General features: G+C 70.3%; 20 protein-coding genes. All 20 read right to left on the bottom strand.

Translation table 11 applies throughout. The features are described from left to right. Window positions 1–543 carry a PH-like domain-containing protein gene (locus QRN40_RS14935; protein WP_285116524.1) on the bottom strand — a complete coding sequence of 181 codons (543 nt, stop codon included), beginning with the start codon at window positions 541–543 and terminating at the stop codon, window positions 1–3. Then, window positions 536–1,858 carry a dihydroorotase gene (locus QRN40_RS14930; protein WP_285117507.1) on the bottom strand — a complete coding sequence of 441 codons (1,323 nt, stop codon included), beginning with the start codon at window positions 1,856–1,858 and terminating at the stop codon, window positions 536–538. The genes QRN40_RS14935 and QRN40_RS14930 overlap by 8 nt, the downstream gene beginning before the upstream one ends. Window positions 1,859–1,865: 7 nt before the next feature. Continuing rightward, entirely contained in the window at window positions 1,866–2,819 is a 954-nt protein-coding gene (locus tag QRN40_RS14925) for an aspartate carbamoyltransferase catalytic subunit (RefSeq protein WP_285116523.1), read from the bottom strand. Continuing rightward, entirely contained in the window at window positions 2,816–3,385 is a 570-nt protein-coding gene (gene pyrR, locus QRN40_RS14920; protein WP_285116522.1) for a bifunctional pyr operon transcriptional regulator/uracil phosphoribosyltransferase PyrR, read from the bottom strand. The genes QRN40_RS14925 and pyrR overlap by 4 nt, the downstream gene beginning before the upstream one ends. Window positions 3,386–3,607: 222 nt before the next feature. After that, on the bottom strand, window positions 3,608–4,321 hold the full coding sequence (locus QRN40_RS14915; protein WP_285116521.1) for a DsbA family protein: 714 nt from the start codon (window positions 4,319–4,321) through the stop codon (window positions 3,608–3,610). Next, complete coding sequence (nusB, locus tag QRN40_RS14910) at window positions 4,318–4,734, bottom strand: transcription antitermination factor NusB (RefSeq protein WP_285116519.1); 417 nt, start codon at window positions 4,732–4,734, stop codon at window positions 4,318–4,320. Before nusB ends, QRN40_RS14915 begins: the two co-directional genes overlap by 4 nt. After that, the gene (efp, locus tag QRN40_RS14905; protein WP_285116518.1) at window positions 4,735–5,298 is read right to left on the bottom strand and encodes an elongation factor P; all 564 of its coding nucleotides are present in this window, start codon (window positions 5,296–5,298) and stop codon (window positions 4,735–4,737) included. A gap of 102 nt (window positions 5,299–5,400) precedes the next feature. Next, window positions 5,401–5,838, bottom strand: coding sequence for a type II 3-dehydroquinate dehydratase (locus tag QRN40_RS14900; RefSeq protein WP_285116516.1), 438 nt, complete (start codon window positions 5,836–5,838; stop codon window positions 5,401–5,403). A 1-nt stretch (window position 5,839) separates the two neighbouring features. Further along, window positions 5,840–6,223 (bottom strand): hypothetical protein, encoded by a 384-nt coding sequence (locus tag QRN40_RS14895; protein ID WP_285116514.1) that lies wholly within the window; start codon window positions 6,221–6,223, stop codon window positions 5,840–5,842. Continuing rightward, on the bottom strand, window positions 6,220–7,299 hold the full coding sequence (gene aroB / locus QRN40_RS14890; RefSeq protein WP_285116512.1) for a 3-dehydroquinate synthase: 1,080 nt from the start codon (window positions 7,297–7,299) through the stop codon (window positions 6,220–6,222). Before aroB ends, QRN40_RS14895 begins: the two co-directional genes overlap by 4 nt. After that, window positions 7,296–7,820, bottom strand: a complete 525-nt coding sequence (locus QRN40_RS14885; RefSeq protein WP_285116511.1) for a shikimate kinase — start codon at window positions 7,818–7,820, stop codon at window positions 7,296–7,298. The genes aroB and QRN40_RS14885 overlap by 4 nt, the downstream gene beginning before the upstream one ends. 4 nt (window positions 7,821–7,824) lie before the next feature. Further along, window positions 7,825–9,033: a chorismate synthase gene (gene aroC / locus QRN40_RS14880; RefSeq protein ID WP_285116509.1), complete on the bottom strand. Its 1,209-nt coding sequence runs from the start codon at window positions 9,031–9,033 to the stop codon at window positions 7,825–7,827. Window positions 9,034–9,072: 39 nt separating this feature from the next. Further along, window positions 9,073–10,299, bottom strand: coding sequence for a shikimate dehydrogenase (locus QRN40_RS14875; protein ID WP_285116508.1), 1,227 nt, complete (start codon window positions 10,297–10,299; stop codon window positions 9,073–9,075). Next, window positions 10,292–11,734: an endolytic transglycosylase MltG gene (gene mltG / locus QRN40_RS14870; RefSeq protein ID WP_285116507.1), complete on the bottom strand. Its 1,443-nt coding sequence runs from the start codon at window positions 11,732–11,734 to the stop codon at window positions 10,292–10,294. The genes QRN40_RS14875 and mltG overlap by 8 nt, the downstream gene beginning before the upstream one ends. 118 nt (window positions 11,735–11,852) lie before the next feature. After that, window positions 11,853–12,320: a Holliday junction resolvase RuvX gene (ruvX, locus tag QRN40_RS14865; protein ID WP_285116506.1), complete on the bottom strand. Its 468-nt coding sequence runs from the start codon at window positions 12,318–12,320 to the stop codon at window positions 11,853–11,855. Window positions 12,321–12,326: 6 nt separating this feature from the next. Next, entirely contained in the window at window positions 12,327–14,984 is a 2,658-nt protein-coding gene (alaS, locus tag QRN40_RS14860) for an alanine--tRNA ligase (RefSeq protein WP_285116505.1), read from the bottom strand. Window positions 14,985–15,026: 42 nt separating this feature from the next. Continuing rightward, complete coding sequence (locus tag QRN40_RS14855) at window positions 15,027–15,218, bottom strand: YtxH domain-containing protein (RefSeq protein WP_285116503.1); 192 nt, start codon at window positions 15,216–15,218, stop codon at window positions 15,027–15,029. Between the two features lie 79 nt (window positions 15,219–15,297). After that, complete coding sequence (locus QRN40_RS14850) at window positions 15,298–15,690, bottom strand: DUF948 domain-containing protein (protein WP_285116502.1); 393 nt, start codon at window positions 15,688–15,690, stop codon at window positions 15,298–15,300. Window positions 15,691–15,813: 123 nt separating this feature from the next. After that, window positions 15,814–16,437 carry a 30S ribosomal protein S4 gene (gene rpsD, locus QRN40_RS14845; RefSeq protein ID WP_285116500.1) on the bottom strand — a complete coding sequence of 208 codons (624 nt, stop codon included), beginning with the start codon at window positions 16,435–16,437 and terminating at the stop codon, window positions 15,814–15,816. A gap of 188 nt (window positions 16,438–16,625) precedes the next feature. Next, window positions 16,626–17,966 (bottom strand): replication-associated recombination protein A, encoded by a 1,341-nt coding sequence (locus QRN40_RS14840; protein WP_285116498.1) that lies wholly within the window; start codon window positions 17,964–17,966, stop codon window positions 16,626–16,628.

Genomic DNA, 17,966 nt, shown 5'->3' with positions numbered 1-17,966 from the left:
TCACACCTCCTTGTCGTTCGGGTGCTCCGCACCCGTGATGTCCGGGGCCGGAGCCCCGGGGACGATCTGTTCGATGGCCGCGGCGAGCTGCGCACGGCCGGCCGGGTCGACGACCCGGAAGTAGCTGTCGGCGGCGGTCCCGCCGCTCGTGGTCCATCCCATCCGGAGCAGGCCGTCGCGCTCGACCGCACGGTCGATCGCGACGCTGGCGAGACCGACGCCGGTGACGACGGTCGCCGGGATGAAAACGTCGGGCTCCCCGGTCACGGCGAGGGCGACGCCCTCCGGCCGGACGGTGACCGTCGCCGCGCCGCGGAACGCGAGCCCCGGCAGCGCGAGGCGCTCCAGGTGCTGGCCCGACTTCGTGGTGGCGACGTACAACACGTCGGCGGCCGCGATCGGTGCGCTCAGCGTTCCCGGCTGCGAGTAGCCGCCACCCGAGGCGGAGTCGCGTCGCACCCGCCGGCGCCAGCCGACGACGGCCAGTGCCACCACGAGGACGAGGACCGCGACGATCGCGAGAGTCGGGAGCACCCTATCCACGGGCCACCCCCTCAGCGACGAGTCCCGCCTCGACGACCGCACCGTCGAGCACGGTCGGGCGGCCCTGGTGGAAGGTCGCGACGACGCGGCCCGGGAGCGTCAGCCCCAGGTACGGCGAATTCACGCCCTTCCCCGCCAGATCCGCGGTCGAGAACGTGCGCGAGACCGTCGGGTCGTACAGGAACAGGTTCGCGGGCGCCCCGGCCTCCAGCGGTCCGCCGTGGCCGTCCAGGCGGCCGATGCGGGCTGGGGTGGCGGAGAGCACACGTGCGACGTCGGCCCAGCCGAGCATCCCGTTGTCGATGACGCTCGCCTGAACGACCGAGAGGGCCGACTCGAGGCCGACCATCCCGAACGCCGCGGCGTCCCACTCGCAGTCCTTCGACTCGACGGGATGCGGCGCGTGGTCGGTGGCGACGATGTCGATCGTGCCGTCCGCGAGGCCGGCGCGCAGCGCCTCCACGTCGTCGCGGCTGCGCAGCGGCGGGTTGACCTTGTAGCGGGCGTCGTAGCCGGTCGCGAGCTCCTCCGTCAGTGCCAGGTGGTGCGGCGTCACCTCCGCCGTCACATCGATCCCCCGCGCCTTGGCCCAGCGGATCACGTCGACGCTGCCGGCGGTGGAGACGTGGCAGACGTGGAGGCGCGAGCCGACGTGCTCGGCGAGCAGCACATCCCGGGCGATGATCGACTCCTCGGCGACGGCGGGCCAGCCGGCCAGCCCGAGCTCTCCGGAGAGCGCGCCCTCGTTCATCTGGGCGCCCTGCGTCAGGCGCGGCTCCTGGGCGTGCTGGGCGATCACGCCGTCGAACGCCTTCACGTACTCCAGCGCGCGGCGCATGAGCAGCGGATCGGAGACGCACTTGCCGTCGTCGGAGAACACCCGGACCCGGGCTCGTGACTGCGCCATCGCGCCGAGTTCGGCGAGCCGCTCCCCCTCCAGGCCGACGGTCACGGCGCCGATCGGGCGGACCGTCGCGTACCCGGCGGCCTCTCCCAGGCTCAGCACCTGCTCCACCACACCGGCGGTGTCGGCCACCGGAGACGTGTTCGCCATGGCGAACACCGCGGTGAAACCACCGGCCGCTGCGGCACGCGTCCCGGTCAGGACAGTCTCGCTCTGCTCGTACCCGGGCTCTCGGAGGTGGGTGTGGAGGTCGACCAGTCCGGGCAGCGCGAGCAGCCCGTCCGCGTCGATCCTGGTGGCACCCGCGGCGCTCAGGCCGGAGCCGGTCTCGACGATCCGGCCGTCCTCGACCAGCAGGTCGCTGCGGGTCCCGTCGGCCAGCGTCGCGCCGTCGATCACGAACTTCTGCATGCTCACCTCACACCTGCTCTCGAACGCCACCGGACAGAAGCAGGTACAGCGCAGCCATCCGCACGGACACACCGTTCGCGACCTGCTCCCGGACTGTCGAACGCGGGGAGTCCGCGGCCGCGGCCGAGATCTCCAGCCCGCGGTTCATCGGTCCCGGGTGCATCACAATGCTATCGGCCTTCAGACGCGCCAGCCGCTCCTCGTCGAGCCCCCAGCGCCGCGCGTATTCGCGCGTGGTCGGGAAGAACGCCGCGTTCATCCGCTCGGCCTGGATGCGCAGCATCATGACGACGTCGGGCCCGGCCGCGAGGGCGGCGTCGAGGTCGTAGTCGACGGAGGCCGGCCAGCCGGACAGGTCGACGGGCAGCAGGGTCGGCGGCGCGACCAGCGTCACGTGGGCCCCGAGCGTGCGGAGCAGCCACACGTTGGAGCGCGCGACGCGGGAGTGCAGGATGTCGCCGACGATCGCGACGGACACTCCGTCGAGGTCCTTCCCTCGGGACGCGGTGCCGTGCAGGCGCCGGCGCATGGTGAACGCGTCCAGCAGTGCCTGGGTGGGATGCTCGTGCGTGCCGTCGCCCGCGTTCACGATCCCTGCGTCGATCCAGCCACTGGTGGCGAGGGTCTGCGGCGCGCCGGACGAACCGTGGCGGATGACCACCGCATCCGCCCCCATGGCCTGCAGGGTCTGGGCCGTGTCCTTGAGGCTCTCGCCCTTGGAGACGCTCGACCCCTTCGCCGAGAAGTTGATGACGTCTGCCGAGAGCCGCTTCGCCGCAGCCTCGAACGAGATCCGCGTGCGCGTGGAGTCCTCGAAGAACAGGTTCACGACGGTCTTGCCGCGCAGCGTCGGGAGCTTCTTGACCTCGCGCTCCTGCACGTCCGCCATGTCCTCGGCGACGTCGAGCAGCTGGATGGCGTCCTCGCGCGGGAGGTCGCGGGTCGACAGCAGGTGCCTCATGCGTCGGCCCCCTGCGGGTTGCCCGGCTCCTCGATGGTGACCGACTCGTCGCCGTCCACCTCGTCCAGCCGCACGAAAATGCGCTCGGCGGCGGCCGACGGCAAGTTCTTGCCGACGAAGTCCGCGCGGATGGGGAGCTCGCGGTGGCCGCGGTCGACCAGCACGGCGAGGCGGACAGCCCGCGGGCGGCCCAGGTCGCTCACCGCATCTAGCGCCGCCCGGATGGTCCGGCCGGAGAAGAGCACGTCATCCACCAGCACGACGGTCTTGCCGTCGATCGGGCCCGGCAGCGATGTCGGCTGCGGGGTGCGGGTGGGATGGTGCGACAGGTCGTCGCGGTACATGGTCACGTCGAGCGCGCCCACGATGTCGGCGGGCGATGCGACCGCCGACGGTTCGATCCGCTGGATGTTCTCGGCGATCCGCCGCGCGAGCACGACGCCGCGGGTCGGGATCCCGAGGATCACCAGATCGTCCGTTCCCCGGTTGGACTCCAGGATCTCGTGGGAGATCCGAGTCAACGCCCGGGCTATGTCAGCCTGCTGCAGCACGGTACGCGCTGTCATGCCGACCTCCTTCCCCGCCTCACAGGACGGCTGTTAAAGGATGTCTACCTCCGCCACCATACCAGGCCGCTCGTCGCCGCTGCGTCGGCGATCCGGCCGCTTGCGTCGGAGATCCGGCGACTTGCGTCGGAGATCCGACCCGCCAGCGGCCAGGACTCCATCCGCACCGCGTTGCGTCGGAGATTCAGCGCCGTCTCTCCGACGGACGTCCGTGCGAGCGACTCAGTGATCCGCGAGGAACGCCGTGAACGCCTTGCCGTCCGTCACGCCGCCGGGATACTGCTTGCCGTTCACGAGCACGGTCGGGGTGCCCTTGATCGTGTCGAGGGCCTTCTTGCCGTCGACCTCGATCGGGCCCTTCTGCGAGTTGGCGGTGTTCGCCTGCGCCCATGCCTTGTACGGGCCGCTGTCGGCCACGCACGACGAGATGTCGCCCGCACCCGCGTCGCTCGCCCGCTTCACCAGTTCCTTGTCGGTGAGGCCGTCGGAGTTCTCCTCCGGCTGGTCGGTGAACAGCGCCTGGTAGAAGGGCAGCGTGGCGTTCTGGTCCGTGACCGCGACGCAGGTCAGAGCGGCGGCGGCACGGGTCGAGTAGCCGGTCCCGTTCGAGACCGCGTCGAGGAAGGTGAGCGGGTGCAACCGCAGCGTGATCGAGCCGTCGTCGACCGCCTTAGCGAGCGTCTCGCCGTTGGTCTTCTCGAACGCGCCGCACACCGGGCACATCGCGTCGAACCAGATGTCGACCTTCTTGTCGCCGTTCCCGACGGTGATGAAGCCGCCGTCGAAATCGACCGCGCCGTCGGTCCCCGAGGGCGGCTTGTCGGTCGCGACCGGGACGTTGGATGCGCCACCCAGCAGCGAGCAGCTCGCCACGCTCACGATCACGCCGACCGCGAGGACGAGGGCGGCCGCGGCGCGGCGTATCCGGCTGTTCACGCGGTCCGGCTCTGCGCGATCTTCGCCAGCAGCCCGTTCACGAAACCGGCCGAGTCGTCGGTGGACAGCACGGTGGCCGCCTCGACGGCCTCCGAGATCGCGACGCCCTCGGGCACCTCGTCGTTGTAGAGCACCTCCCAGACGCCGATGCGCAGGATGGCGCGATCGACGGCGGGCATGCGCGCGAGCGTCCACCCCTGGGCGTACGTCTCGATCTGCTCGTCGATCTCGTCCTGGTGCTCGATCACGCCGTCGAGGATCTCGCGGGCGTACAGCCACGACGCCTCACGCGCCGGCTGGCCGGCCGCGCGCTCCGCCTCGGTGGCGAGCGCCTGGCGCAGCGGCGTCTGCCGCAGGTCGGCGCTGTACAGCACGTCGAGTGCGCGCTTGCGTGCCTTGGTCCGAGCGCTCATCTAGTCGTTGACGCGGCCGAGGTAGTCGCCCGTGCGGGTGTCGACCTTGACCTTGGTGCCGGTCTCGAGGAACAGCGGGACCTGGATCTGGTAGCCGGTCTCCACGGTCGCGGGCTTGGTGCCGCCGGTGGAGCGGTCGCCCTGCAGGCCCGGCTCGGTGTACGTGATCTCGAGCACGACGGAGGCCGGGAGCTCGACGTAGAGCGGCGATCCCTCGTGCAGCGCGACGGTCACGTTCTGGTTCTCGAGCATGAAGTTGGCGGAGTCGCCGACGACCGGGCCCGGGATGGTGATCTGGTCGTAGTCCGAGGTGTCCATGAACACGAAGTCGGCGCCGTCCTGGTACAGGTACTGGTAGTCGCGGCGGTCGACGTTGGTGATGTCGATCTTCGCGCCGGCGTTGTAGGTGCGGTCGACGGTCTTGCCCGTCGTGACGTTCTTCAGCTTGGTGCGGACGAACGCGCCGCCCTTGCCCGGCTTGACGTGCTGGAACTCGATCACGGTCCAGAGCTGCCCGTCGATGCTGAGGACGACACCGTTCTTGATGTCAGCGGTAGAGGCCAAGGGGATGTTCCGTTCGTTCGGTGAGAAGTATCGGGTGGACGCCGCGCTCGAGGAGGCGGCCCACAGCGGACCGCGCACGGCGGTCCCAGAAGATTCTAGACGTCAGCGCCCGTTTCGGCGAATGAACGCGAGCGCCAGCCGGTACGACTCGAACCCGAATCCGGCGATCACCCCGGTCGCCACCGCGGTGATCACGCTGGTGTGGCGGAACTCCTCGCGGGCGTGCGGATTCGACAGGTGCACCTCGATCACGGTGCCTCCGGCCGATGTGACGAGCGACACCGCGTCGCGCAGCGCGAGCGAGTAGTGCGTCCAGGCGCCGGCGTTGAGGATGACGGGCGCGCCGGAGTCCGCCGCCTCGTGCAGCCACCGCAGCAGTTGTCCTTCGTCGTCGGTCTGCCGCAGGTCGACGGTGTCCTCCCCCGCATCGCCGTCGAGCACGGCCCGCAGGTCGTCGAGCGTGCCCGAACCGTAGATGTCGGGCTCTCGCGTGCCGAGGCGGCCGAGGTTCGGGCCGTTCAGAACCAGGATGCTCGTCATGTCACTCCTCGCCGTCCTTCAGCGGGCGCACGCGCACCGCCGACCAGGTGTCGTCCACCGAGATGTTGCTCACGCCCCGCCATCCGTGGGTGCGCGCCTCACCGGCGACGATGTCGCGGTTCACGTCGGCGCGTCCGCCCTTCGGGTAGACGACCCAGACGGCACGCGCCCCGGAGGCGACCGGCAGCTGTTCGGCGTAGCGCGCGACCAGCTCGTCGCGGGTGCGGACGACGGTCGCGATGACGGCGGCCTCGGCGACCGGGGCTTCCGTCGCGCCGTCGGGCAGCGGCCCGAGCAGGGCACGGTCGTCGTCGCTCGCGGTCACCAGAGCGATCCCGTCGCCGGGTTTCGCCTGGAACCGCTGCAGCACGGTCTTCTCGCTCACGAGCCCACCTCCTGATATGCGGCGAACAGCAGGCTCTGGTCGGGGCCGGCCAGCACGGTCGGCCGGGCCACGTCGTCGAGCACGATGAAGCGCAGCATACTGCCCCTCGCCTTCTTGTCGCGCTGCATCGTCGCCAGCAGCGTCTGCCAGCGGCCGAGCGGATACGACACCGGGAGCGTGAGCGACTCGAGGATGCGGCGGTGCCGGTCGACGACCTCGTCGCTCAGGCGGCCGCTCAGCCGGGCGAGCTCCGCCGCGAACACCATGCCGACCGAGACGGCCGCGCCGTGCCGCCACTGGTAGCGCTCGGCGTGCTCGATCGCGTGCCCCAGCGTGTGCCCGTAGTTGAGGATCTCCCGCAGCCCCTGCTCGGTGAAGTCCTCCCCCACGACCCGCGCCTTGATGCCGATGGACAGCTCCACCAGCCGCCGGAACTCGGGCGTCTCCGGGTCGGTAGCGCGGTCGACGTCCGTCTCGATGATGTCCAGGATCTCCGGCTCCGCGATGAAGCCGTACTTCACGACCTCGGCGAAGCCGGCGAGGATCTCGTTGCGCGGCAGCGAGATGAGCGTGTCGAGGTCGCAGAGGACCGCTGCGGGCGCGTAGAAGGCGCCGACGAGGTTCTTCCCCTCTGCGGTGTTGATGCCGGTCTTGCCGCCGACCGCCGCATCCACCATCCCGAGCAGGGTCGTGGGTGCCTGGATCAGCTTCACTCCACGGAGCCAGGTTGCCGCGACGAAGCCGGCGACGTCGGTCACCGCCCCGCCGCCGAAGCCGATGACGGCGTCCGACCGCGTGAAGTCCGCCTGGCCCATGATCTGCCAGAGGAAGGACGCGACCTCGATCCGCTTGGCCGCCTCCGCATCCGGGATCTCCGCGAGGAGGACCTCGTAACGGCCGACGAGCGACTCCCGCAGTTCGGCCGCAGCAGCGCCGAGGGTCGGTGGATGCACGATCAGCACCTTGTTCACGCCGGTGCCCAGATGCGTGGCGAGGTCGTACCGCAGCCCGCGGCCGACCAGCACCGGGTACGGCTGCGTTCCGGAGACGACGATCTCGGTGGGGGCGTCGGTCATGCGTGTCCTTCTTTCTGGGTGCCCTCGACCCATGCCGCGATCTCCTGCACGATCGTGTCGATCGGCCGGGTCGAGGTGTCCGCCGTGTAGTCGGCGAGCGAGTTGTAGAGGTCGCTGCGGGCGTCGACGAGGCGTTTCCACGACTCGAGGTCCGTGATCAGGGGGCGTTTGCCGTTCGTGATGCGCCGGGCGATCGCCTCGGCGCGCACGGTGAGCAGGACGACCCGCGTTGCGGCCAGATCGGCCTGCGTCTCCGGGTCGAGGACGGCGCCGCCGCCGAGCGACACCACGCCCGGACGGCGCAGCGCCGCAGCGACGGCGATGCGCTCCCGCTCGCGGAAGTACGGCTCCCCGTGCTCCGCGAAGATGTCGGCGATCGGCCCGTGCTCGGACACCACGACGGCGTCGGTGTCGATGAACGGCACATGGAGCAGCTTGGCGAGGCGCTTGCCGACCCGGGACTTGCCCGCGGCCGGCGGCCCGATCAGCGCGATGGTCTGCGCGATGCTCTCCTGCGGCACGGCGTCAGGCGTACGGAGCGCTGAGGCGCTCCGTGGTGAGGTTCTGCGGGATGCTGTCGAGGTACGCGTGCAGGTTGCGCGCGGTCTCGGCCACCGAGTCGCCGCCGAACTTCTCGAGCACCGCGTTCGCGAGCACCAGGGCGACCATCGCCTCGGCGACCACACCGGCCGCGGGCACAGCACAGACGTCGGAGCGCTGGTGGTGCGCCGGGGCCGCCTCGCTGGTCGCCACATCGATCGTGCGCAGCGCGCGCGGGACCGTTGCGATCGGCTTCATGCCGGCGCGGACGCGCAAGACGCCGCCCGTGCTCATGCCGCCCTCGGTGCCACCGGCCTTGTCGCTGGTGCGCACGATGGTGCCGTCCTCGGCGAGCAGCTCGTCGTGCGCCTCCGAACCGCGGCGGGTGGTCGTCAGGAAGCCGTCACCGATCTCGACGCCCTTGATCGCCTGGATGCCCATCAGCGCGGCCGCGAGCTGCGCATCCAGCTTGCGGTCCCAGTGCACGTGGGAGCCGAGTCCCGGCGGGAGGCCGTACGCCAGCACCTCGACGACGCCGCCGAGCGTGTCGCCGTCCTTGTGCGCGGCATCCACCTCGGCGACCATCCGCTCGGACGTCGCGGGGTCGAAGCAGCGCAGCGGATCGGCGTCGAGGGTGTCGACATCGGACGGGAGCGGGAGCGGCGCATCCTCGGGCACGCGGACAGGGCCGATGGAGAGCGTGTGGCTCACGAGCGTGATACCCAGCTCGTTCAGGAACGATCGGGCGACGGCCCCCAGGGAGACGCGGGCCGCGGTCTCACGGGCGCTCGCGCGCTCCAGGATGGGTCGCGCCTCGTCGAAGCCGTACTTCTGCATCCCGACGAGGTCGGCGTGGCCCGGGCGGGGACGCGTGAGTGCGGCGCCGCGACCGGAGCTCAGCACCTCCGGGTCGACCGGCTCGGCGCTCATCACATCGACCCATTTGGGCCACTCGGTGTTGCCGATGCGCAGCGCGATCGGGCTGCCGAGGCTGAAGCCGTGGCGCACGCCGCCGGAGACGTCCAGCGCATCCTGCTCGAACTTCATGCGCGCTCCGCGGCCGTAGCCGAGCTTGCGGCGCGCCAGATCGGCGCGGATCGCGTCGAGCGACACCGGGACTCCGGCGGGAAGACCCTCCAGGACGGCGATGAGTTCGGGGCCGTGGGATTCCCCGGCCGTGAGCCAACGAAGCATTCTTCGATTCTGGCACAGCGCGGTGGAGCGCCTCGCCGGTCAGTCCTCGAGCGCCGCGCCCTGGTCGTCGATGCCGACCGCCTCCTGCATGGCGGCGAGCACCTCGGACTCGTCCTGCAGCGGCTGGAGCGGATCACCCGAGACGAACACCCGCACCTGCAGCAACGCCTGGTGCACCAGCATCGCGAGGCCGGAGACGACGCTGCCGCCGACGGCCTCCCACTGACGGGCGAGCGGCGTCGGCCACGGCTCGTACGCGACGTCGAACAGCACCGAGCGGCGCCGCGTCGAGTCGGTGTAGACCGCCTCCGTGATCGTGCCGCCCGGGAGCGTGCTCATAACCAGCTCGGGAACGTCGAGCGAGCGGTCGGCCTGTGAGAACGGGCGGATCCGGACGCGCAGCCCGAGGTCGTTCGCCAGCGGTTCGATCCAGGCGCTGCGCGACAGGTCGCGCACGTGGACGTCGACGCGTTCGGCCCCCAACTCGGCGGCGGCGACGAGCGCGGACGCCGCGGTCGCTCCCCCGCCCAGGATGTGCGCATAGCGGACCTGCTCGAGGCCGGCCGCCTCGAGTGCGCGGACGATGCCCGCCACATCCGTGTTGAAACCGCGCAAGTTCTCGCCGTCCAGCAGCACGGTGTTGGCGCCGCCCGTCTGCTGCGCGATCCGGTCGGTCTCCGCGAGCAGCGGGAGCACGGCCTTCTTCAGCGGCATCGTCAGCGACAGCCCGCGCCATTCGGGGCCGAGCCCGGCCACGAAGTCCGGCAGGGCTTCTTCGGTGACGTCGACGGCCTCGTACGACCAGTCCAGCCCGAGCGCGTCGTACGCCGCCCGGTGGAGCTCCGGCGACCGCGAGTGCTCGATCGGCGACCCGAGCACGGCGAGCCGACGGCTGGGTGTCTTGGGCGTGCGCGGGGTGGATGCGGCCTTGGCCGGTGCGCGCTTGGATGCGGGCTTCGCGGCCGGTTGGGTGTCGGTTGCGGGGGCAGGCGCGGCTTCTGCGTCTACGTCTGCGTCATCGAACGGCTCTTCCCGCTCGACGGCGGCCTCGGCCTCCTCGACCGCGGCCTCTTCGGCCTCTCGCTCGCGCTCCGCATCCACGAGCGCGGCGATGGATGCCTCCGCCGACGCCTCCGAGACGCCGTCCTCGATCGCCGGCTCGTCGTCCGCGTCATCCACGGCGTCGGTCAGCGTCTCGGCGTCCTCCTCGAGCACGGCCGGCTCCGCGATGTCCTCATCCGGTCGGGGGTCGCTGATCTCAGCCATAGCTCGGGTTGTCCTTCATCCACTGCTGCCACTTCTCGACCGCCGCGTCGTGCTCGGCCTGCGTCGTCGAGAAGATGGTCTCTCCGGTCTGCAGGTTCCAGGTCACGAAGTACATCCACGTGCCGTCGGCAGGGTGCTGCACCGCATTGATCGCCAGATCGCCGGGGTTCGAGATCGGGCCGACGGGGAGCCCGGGGTGCGCGTACGTGTTGTACGGGTTACCCGCGTCCGCGCGCTCGGCGTCGGTGGTCGTCACGCGATCGGTGTGACCCGTGCCGTAGGCGACCGTTGCATCGGACTGCAGGTCCCAGCCCTGGGCGAGACGGTTGAGGAAGACGCGGGCGACCTTCGGATAGTCGTCCTTCAGCCCGGCCTCGCGCTGAACGATCGAGGCGAGGATGACCTTGTTCCAGCGGTCCGCGGGGGCGACGCCCGCCTCGTCCAGCGACTGGAACATCCGGTCGACCATCGTCTTGATCGCCTGCTGTGCCGTCGTGCCCGGCGCGAAGGTGTACGTCGCCGGGAAGAGGAAGCCCTCGAGCGACTTCGCCTGCGCCGGGAGGCCGTAGGCCGCGGGGTTGGCCGCGGCCGCCTGCAGGTCGGCCAGGGGGATCTTCGCGGCGTCGGACACCGTCTGCAGGATGTCCTTCTCGGGCGTCCCCTCGGGGATGACCGCGGTGTTCTCGACGCGGGAGGCCGGATCCTTCAGCGCAGCCAGTGCAGCGGCCGCACTCATCTGCTTGGCGAGCTTGAAGACACCGGGCTGGAACTCCACCTCAGGCTTCTGCCGGAGCAGCAGCGAGTAGAAGGCGTCGGACGTCTTCACCACGCCGGCCTTCGCCAGCGCTTCGGAGATCGACGAGCCGTCGTCGCCCGACTTGATGGTGAACATGACCTCGCCGGTGCCGTTGCCCTTGTAGTCGTTCTCCGGAGGGAACAGGGCGTTCTGCACCTTGGCGATCTGGGGCTGGAAGATCGCGTACGCGCCTCCGGCCATCCCGCCGAGGAGGCCGAGGATGACGATGGTGACGATCAGCCGCTTGACCCAGCGCCGCTTCTTGGGGGGCGCCTCGTGCGACAGATAGTTCTGCTGCCGCCAGATGAGCGGGCTCTCATCCTGAGCGGCCTGGGCTTCGGTGTCCTCGAGCACGCTGAAGACACTACGCGCAGGTTGGTCATGGTGCGAGGACACCCGCTCGTCCACCCCGCGCCGGGATGCTGCGCCCACGTGTTCCGGCTCCGCCACCTGGGCGACCGGGCCGGTGAGGACGGCGTCGAAGTCCAGCCCCGCCAGAGCATCGCGATCAGCCGGTGACTCCTGCGTCGGCGTCGGCGACGAGATGGGGCCACGGGACTCCGGCGTGGATGCGTCCGCGGGCAGCTGACCCGCCTGCTCCTGCGCCTCGCGCGCCGCACGGGCCTCGCGACGCGTCATCGGCGGACGGCCCTCAGCCGGCGTCGAAAGCGACGGCGGCGGGCTCTGCGGAGCCTGCGGCCGGTGGACGGCCGGGAAGGCGGGCGGCTCTGGCCGCTCTTCGGGGTTCTGAGACAAGCTAGTGTCCAATGCTCGATTCGACGGAGTCACCCGGCGGACGGCCAGTGGCGCGTTCCGCATCGAGGGCGTGCTGCAAAATGATCGTGGCCGCGACCTGATCCACGACCGGCCGCGCTTTCTTGCTGTTCCTGCCGGATGCCCGCAGAGCCTGCGTCGCGGACACGGTGGACAAGCGTTCATCCACCAGCCGTACCGGGACGCCGACCTCGGCGGCCAACGTCTCGGCGAAACCGATCGCGTCCGCCGTGGAGGCCGTCTGCGCGCCCGAAAGGGCCAACGGCAGTCCGACGATAACCTCGAAGGCTCCGAGTTCACCGACGATCTCGGCGATGCGCCGCCGATCCGCAGCGTCTTCGGAGCGAGCCACCGTCTCGACCGGGGTCGCCAGCATCCCGTGCAGGTCGGAGCGGCTCACGCCGATCCGCACCTTTCCGACATCGATGCCGAGCCGCACCCCGCTGCGCACGCCGGGCTATCCGATCGCCGTCACGACCGCGCTGAGCGCCGCCGGGATGGCGTCCGCATCCGTACCGCCGCCCTGTGCCAGATCGGCCTTGCCGCCGCCTCCGCCGCCGAGCACGCCGGCCGCCGTCTTCGCGAGGGCGCCCGCGTTGACGCCGGCGTCGCGCGCCGCCTGGTTCGTGGCGACGATGACGACCGGCTTGCCGCCCGCGCGCGCCGCCAGGGCGACGGTCGCCGGGTCGGATCCGAGGCGCTCGCGCACCGTGGTCGCCAGCAGCCGCAGGTCGTCCGCGGTGTTTAGCGTGCCCGCGTCCTCCGCCACGACGGTGACGGCGCCGCGACGCGTCGCCGCGTCGAGCAGACCCGGCACCTTGTCGAGCACCGCACGGGCCTCGAACGCCTGGATGCGCTTCTCGGCCGCTTTGAGGCTGGCCATGAGATCGGCGATCTTCTCGGGCAGCTGCTCACGCGGCGTCTTGAGCGAGCCGGAGAGCTGGGACACGATGGTGCGCTCGACCGCGAGGTCCTTGAACGCCTCGAGGCCGACCAGCGACTCCACGCGGCGGTTCGTGGAACCGACGGAGGACTCGCTGACGAGGTTGATCATCCCGATCTCGGCGCTCGACGAAACGTGCGTGCCCGCGCAGAGCTCACGCGACCACGGTCCGCCGATGTCGACGACGCGCACGACGTCGCCGTACTTCTCGCCGAACAGGGCCATGGCGCCCAGCGACTTCGCCTCCGCGAGCGGGAGCTCGCGGGTGGTGACCTCGACGTTCTGACGGATCGCGTTGTTCGAGATCTCCTCGATCTCGCTGCGCGTCTCAGCCGACAGCGCCTGGTTCCAGGAGAAGTCGAGGCGCAGATAGCCCGCCTTGTTGTACGAACCCGACTGGTGCGCGTTCGACCCGAGCACCTGCCGCAGGGCCGCGTGGATGATGTGCGTGCCGGAGTGCGCCTGACGCGCGCCGCGGCGGTAGTCGGCATCCACGAGGCTGGTCGCCGGTGCGCCGACGCCCACCTCGCCGCTGCGGACCAGCACCTTGTGGCTGATCAGGCCCTTGACGGGCTTCTGCACGTCGAGGACGTCGAGCTCGTAACCCGGGCCGACGATCGAGCCCGCGTCCGCATCCTGACCGCCGGACTCCGCGTAGAGCGCCGTCGCGCCGAGGATGATCTCGGCCACCTGGCCCTCGCGGGCACGGTCGACCGACTTCCCGTCGACGATGAGCCCGAGCACGCTCGACTCGGTCTCCAGCTCGGTGTAGCCCGTGAAGACCGTCTCGCCGAGCGAGCGGAAGGAGCTGTATACGGAGAGGTCGGCCAGCGCCGTCTTCTTCGCCTTGGCGTCGGCCTTCGCGCGAGCGCGCTGGTCCGCCATCAGCTTGTCGAACGCTGTGCGGTCGACGCTGAGGCCCGCCTCGTCCGCCATCTCCAGCGTGAGGTCGATCGGGAAGCCGTAGGTGTCGTGCAGCAGGAAGGCGGTGTCGCCCGCGAGCTGCTTGCGGCCGTCCTTCTGCGTGTTCGCGACGGCCGTGTCCAGGATGCTGGTGCCCGCCGCGAGAGTGCGCAGGAACGTCTCCTCCTCCGCATACGCGAGCTGGGAGATCCGGTCGAACTCGGTGCCGACCTCCGGGTAGGCCGCCTTCATCGCGTCGCGCGACGCCGGGAACAGCTCCGGGAAGGTCGCGGTCTCGACTCCGAGCAGGCGCATGGCGCGCACGGTGCGGCGGAGCAGGCGGCGCAGCACGTAGCCGCGGCCCTCGTTCGACGGCGTCACGCCGTCGGCCATCAGCATCAGCGCGCTGCGGACGTGGTCCGCGACGACGCGCAGACGGACGTCGTCCTCGTGCGCCTCATTGCCGTACGGCTTGCCCGCCAGCGCGGCCGCGCGGTCGAGGACCGGGCGCACCTGGTCGATCTCGTACATGTTGTCGACGCCCTGCTTGATGAACGCGACGCGCTCGAGCCCGAGACCCGTGTCGATGTTCTTCTTCGGCAGGTCGCCGAGGATGTCGAAGTCCTTCTTTCCGTCGCCCTCGCCACGCAGGTACTGCATGAAGACGAGGTTCCAGATCTCGACGTAGCGGTCGTCGTCGGTCGCGGGGCCGCCGTCGATGCCGTAGGCCGGACCGCGGTCGAAGAAGATCTCCGAGCAGGGGCCGGCTGGTCCCGGCTGACCGGTCGACCAGTAGTTCGTGTCCTTGCCGAGGTCCTGGATGCGCTCGCGCGGCAGTGTGGAGACGCGCTCCCAGATCTCCCGGGCCTCGTCGTCCTCCTCGTACACGGTGACCCAGAGGTCCTTCGGGTCGAAGCCGAGGCCGCCCTCGTCCTCCGATGTGGTCAGCAGCTCCCAGGCGAACGTGATCGCCTGCTCCTTGAAGTAGTCGCCGAAGGAGAAGTTGCCCGCCATCTGGAAGAAAGTGCCGTGGCGCGGCGTCTTGCCGACCTCGTCGATGTCGAGCGTCCGGATGCACTTCTGCACGCTCGTCGCGCGCGGGAACGGCGCGGGGACGACTCCGGTCAGATACGGGACGAAGGGCACCATCCCGGCCACCGTGAACAGCAGCGACGGGTCGTCGCTGACCAGGGAGGCGGACGGGACGACGGTGTGGCCGCGCTGCGCGAAGAAGTCGAGCCAGCGGCGGTGGATTTCAGCGGTCTGCATGGGTTCCGGTCGATCGAGGTCTGACGGGTGAGGAGGAGGGCGTCAGTCGCCCTGGATGGCCGAGCGGATCTCGGCCTCGCGCTGGCGGTAGCCGTCGCTCACGGCATCCCCGAAGTCGCGCGCCCTCTTGTCGATGTTGCTGAAGAATTCGCGACCCTTGGGGGTCTCGTTGACCTTGTGGGCCACGGCGAAGCCGATGGCGACGCCGACGAGCAGCCACAGGAAACTCTTCATGCTGATCCTCCCTCTCTGGATGACGCCGAGCGCGAGCGCCGGCGCACGAGAGACAAGTCTAGTGCGAGCTGCCGACCCCTTACCGGGATGCGGGCTTGCGTCCCGAACCTGCGCGCGAACCGAAGCCGCCGGCGGCCCGGAACGCGGCCCGCGCCGCGGCGCTGAACCCGGCCAGCTTGATCAGCGGGCCTCCGACTGTCGCCGCGAACAGCGCAACCAGGGAGGACACGTTGCCGGTCACATCCGCGACGTTCCGGGTGATGACGTCGACGCGGGCGAGCTGCTTGTTGGTCTCCTGCAGCGTGGTCGCCGTCTCGTCGAGGATCGGCGTGATGCCGTCGCTCGCCTCCTTGATGGAGGCGCGGGTCTGATCGAGCACGCGGCCCAGTTTGATCAGCGGGATGGCGATGAAGCCGACGAGGACCGCGAACACGACGGCCGCGATCAACCCTGCGATGTCTCCACCGGACATGTCGGCTCCTTCCATTCCGCGACGGGCATACCGGTCAAGCGTAGCCGTATGCGGGTCCCACGGGAACGAGAAACGGGGCCGCGGCACGAAGCCGCGACCCCGTCCGGGTCGTACTGGAGGGCCTTAGCGGGCCGCGTAGTACTCGACGACCAGCTGGACCTCACAGGTCACGGGGACCTCGGCGCGCTTGGGGCGACGCACCAGGCGAGCCTGCAGCTTGTCGATCTCGACGTCGAGGTAGCCCGGGGTCTTCGGCAGAACGTCGAGGTGACCGCCGGCGGCCGCCACCTGGAAGGGCTCGGTGCCCTCGGAGCGGGTCTTGACGTGGATGAGCTGACCCGGCTTCACGCGGAAGGACGGGCGGTCGACGAGCTGGCCGTCGACCATGATGTGACGGTGCACGACGAACTGGCGGGCCTGCGTGATCGTGCGGGCGAAGCCGGCGCGGAGCACGAGCGCGTCGAGACGCATCTCGAGGAGCTCGACCAGGTTCTCACCGGTCAGACCCTGGGTGCGACGGGCCTCCTCGAACGCGATGCGGAGCTGCTTCTCGCGAATGCCGTACTGGGCGCGCAGACGCTGCTTCTCGCGCAGACGAACGGCGTAGTCCGAGTCGGCCTTGCGCTTGGTGCGGCCGTGCTCACCGGGAGCGTAGGGGCGCTTCTCCATGTAGCGCGCCGCCTTCGGGGTGAGCGGGATGCCCAGGGCCCGCGACTCGCGGGTCTTGCTGCGGGAACGTGAAGACACGGTTTCCTTTCGAAGTTTCTCTCTGAAGTAGTGGATGCGGGCATGCGTGCTTGTATCGGCGTTGCCGCCCGCAGAGAGAGGGATTGTCGCCAGGGACGCCCGGCTACAGGGCAGTTCCCGTCGAACCGTGGACGCGGCAGCCGCACCCCGAACACGCTTCTAGGCCCGGAAAGTCTAACAGATCGCCGTCACCGTCCGCGCACGATGCGACGCAGCTTCGCTAGCCGCGCGGACACGTCCCGTTCATTGCCGTGCTCGGTCGGCGAGTAGTAGGTCGTGCCGGTCAGCTCGTCCGGCAGGTACTGCTGTTCGAGCACGCCGAGCGCGTCGTCGTGCGGGTACTTGTAGCCCTTGCCGTGACCGAGCCGCTTGGCCCCGGAGTAGTGGGCGTCGCGGAGGTGCTTGGGCACGCGCCCGATCTTGCCGGCGCGGACGTCGGCGATCGCCGCATCCAGCGCCATGTAAGAGGCGTTCGATTTCGGCGCGGTCGCGAGGTGCACTACGGCCTGGGCGAGCGGGATGCGCCCCTCCGGCATCCCGATGTACTGCACGGCGTCGGCAGCCGCGATCGCGACGCCCAGCGCCTGCGGGTCGGCCATCCCGATGTCCTCCGACGCGAGCACGATGATGCGGCGCGCGATGAAGCGCGGGTCCTCCCCCGCTTCGATCATCCGGGCGAGGTAGTGGAGCGACGCGTCGACGTCGGAGCCCCTCACCGACTTGATGAACGCGCTGATCACGTCGTAGTGCTCATCGCCGTTGCGGTCGTAGCGCAGCAGGGCGCGATCCACGGCCTGGGCGACCAGCTCGGCCGTGATCACCGGCTTCTTCTTGGAGGTCGCCGGAGTCGCGGACGCGGCCGTGACCGAGGCCGCCTCCAGCGCGGTCAAGGCGCGCCGCGCATCCCCCGAGGCGAGGCGGATGAGGACGGCGCGGGCCTCCGGCTCCACCGTGTACTGACCGCCGAGCCCGCGGTCGTCAGTCACCGCGCGGTCGATCACGACGCCGAGGTCGTCGTCGCTCAGCGTCTCGAGGGTGAGCAGCAGACTGCGCGAGAGCAGTGGCGAGATGACCGAGAAGGACGGGTTCTCCGTCGTCGCCGCCACCAGGATCACCCAGCCGTTCTCGACGCCCGGGAGCAGCGCATCCTGCTGCGCCTTGGTGAAGCGGTGGATCTCGTCGAGGAAGAGGACGGTCGAGACGCCGTACAGATCGCGCGTCGAGAGGGCCTCATCCATCACCAGACGGACGTCCTTGACGCCCGCGGTCACGGCGGACAGCTCGACGAAGCGCCGGCCGGACGAATGCGCGATCGCCTGCGCGAGTGTCGTCTTGCCCGTGCCCGGAGGACCCCACAGGATCACCGAGACGGAGCCCGTCTGGCCGTCTTTATCGGAGGCCAGCGCCACCAGCGGAGAGCCCGGCTTGAGCAGATGCCGCTGCCCCGCCACCTCGTCGAGCGACTTCGGGCGCATTCGCACCGCGAGCGGAGTCGCTCCGGTGCGGAGCCCAGGTTGCACGTCGACCAC

It is taken from the genome of Leifsonia sp. fls2-241-R2A-40a, from assembly GCF_030209575.1.
Taxonomy (GTDB): Bacteria; Actinomycetota; Actinomycetes; order Actinomycetales; family Microbacteriaceae; genus Leifsonia.
Note: the sequence above shows the minus strand (reverse complement) of the source record. Positions and strands in the feature narration are given on the sequence as shown.